We start from the raw sequence: 1,937 nt of genomic DNA, 5'->3' as shown, positions 1-1,937 counted from the left end.
CCGAACTTTGACTCGATCACAAACATAAGCCATTGATTTCACGCTGTTATGCGTGCGAGCGCAGGATAGCTACTGGGTACAGGCGGCGTTGACGTTCAGAAGGCGGAAGGCTTTTTCTTGAACGGGTGTGGGCCGAGTGGTCATCACGATCTTGGCGTCTGGATTGAGTGGTGTGTGACAGACGTTGTAGCTGAGCGTAGCCAGATCGTCGAGTAAGGTGCGAAAGCTGTGGACCGGCAAGCCATCCTCGGTGAGCTTGGAGGCGTCCTTGGCTTTCGCCTGTTCCGAGCGTTGCGCCTTGGCCACTGGCGAAGGCCGGGCTGCCCGCGCTTGCTCGACGTATTCATCGTCAAACAGCATCGGCTTTAACTTCTCGCGCATGTGCCACTCGACGTAGTAAGCGAGCATGCACAGAAAGACATGCGCGCGCACGCGTTGGGTATTCCAATGAAATACCGGTCGGACCTGCAAATCGACCGTCTTCAGCGAACGGAAGGCCCGCTCCACGACCGCCAGACCCTTGTAGGCCGTCACGGCCGACTCGGCTGACAGAGCCGCTGCCGGCAAACTCGTACGCACAACATACAGACCATCAAGCGCGGCCTCTTGCTGGATCTGCTCCGTCTTGCGCTGCCAGCTCAAGCCCGAGTCGGTGATGTTCAATTCGAAGTGCTTGGCCATTTTGAAGTGATCGATGATACGGCCCACGCGCAAGGCAATTGCCTCGATGCCCTTGAGCCGGTTGCGTACGCGCGTGGTCGCTTCGGCGATCTGGGTCAGTTCCTGTTCGGTGGCCTGTAACAGCGCCTCGCGTTTGCGGGTGCGTTCCTCGGCCAACAACGGATTGCGGCACACTACCAGCCGCTCGCCGGGGAACGCTTCACTCGTCACTTCGAGCAGGTTGCGCTCATCGAATAGCGAGGGCTGGAACGGTCCCTTCTCGCGGGCGAGCGCGGCCATCTGCGGGGCGCGCAGGCTGCTCACCCAGTCCAGGCCGGCCGGGCGCAAGAGCGTATCGATACGGGCTTGCGTGAGCATGCCCCGGTCGCCCACCCAGGCGAGCTTGTCGATCCCGTAGCGGTCTTTGAGCTTCGCGACCTGAGGCGCCACGGTGGCCGGATCGGCAGTGTTGCCGGCGAAGACTTCGACCGCCACCGGACATCCTTCCGACGTGCAGATCAAACCGAACACGATCTGTGGGTCGTCACGCTTGCCATCGCGGCTGTAGCCGTGCGCGGCGAGCTCGCAACGGCGTCCGGTCACCCACGTGGAAGTGAGGTCGTAGAGCACCAGCGTACTGCCGCCCAGATGCTGCCTGGCAAGCCGCTTCTCGATGCCCTCTTGAGCCTCGCCCAACCAGTCGAGGGCGGCATAGACCTGCTCGAGTTCGACGTCCACGAGGCCAAGCAGGCGCGATAACGAGTGGGTCGCGCTCTCGTCGCGCAACATGCGATGGGTGGCGAGCTTGGAGGCGGGCGACACGACCCGCGCCACCAGCAGCGCCATGATCACACTGCGCAGCGGCGCGGGCGCGAACCACTGCTCGGCACCGCAGGCGCGCGCCGCGCCAAGCACGGCGGCCACATGCCCGTGCGGCAGACTGCGTTCGATCACGAAGGCTTCATCGACCGACGACACGGCGACGCCACCGCGCAGCAGGACCTTCAAGCCTTCGATCACTTCACTCGGCAGCGACGACAGGTTCGCGAGGGTGCGCTTCTTGACCTTGTTGCCGTCGCGATACGACTCGCGCAGGAGGACCGCGGGTGGCGAGTTGCGGTTGGGGACGTGTTCGATATACATGAACACCAAGTAAAGCATATCTACCGGGAAAAACAAGGATAAAACATGTAATTACATGGCTACACCTAAACCCTAAAAATAGCCGAAACCCAATGCTAGCGGAGGTTTCGGCTAATTGATGGGGAAAAGTACGG

1 protein-coding gene is annotated in these 1,937 nt (G+C 61.5%); it reads right to left on the bottom strand.

Features of this window, described 5'->3' with window-relative positions; translation table 11 throughout:
- Positions 1-69: 69 nt before the first annotated feature.
- A complete protein-coding gene (locus tag AWB69_RS45015; protein ID WP_062093207.1) occupies positions 70-1,803 on the bottom strand; it encodes an IS1634 family transposase in 1,734 nt (577 codons plus the stop codon).
- Between the last annotated feature and the right edge of the window lie 134 nt (positions 1,804-1,937).

Origin of the sequence: Caballeronia udeis (assembly GCF_001544555.2) — a bacterium.
GTDB lineage: Bacteria > Pseudomonadota > Gammaproteobacteria > Burkholderiales > Burkholderiaceae > Caballeronia > Caballeronia udeis.
This window is presented reverse-complemented; position numbering and strand designations above follow the sequence as displayed.

What these genes read in the sequence shown, in the direction of transcription:
- AWB69_RS45015 (WP_062093207.1), bottom strand. Translation starts at nt 1,803, where the DNA reads ATGTATATCGAACACGTCCCCAACCGCAACTCGCCACCCGCGGTCCTC.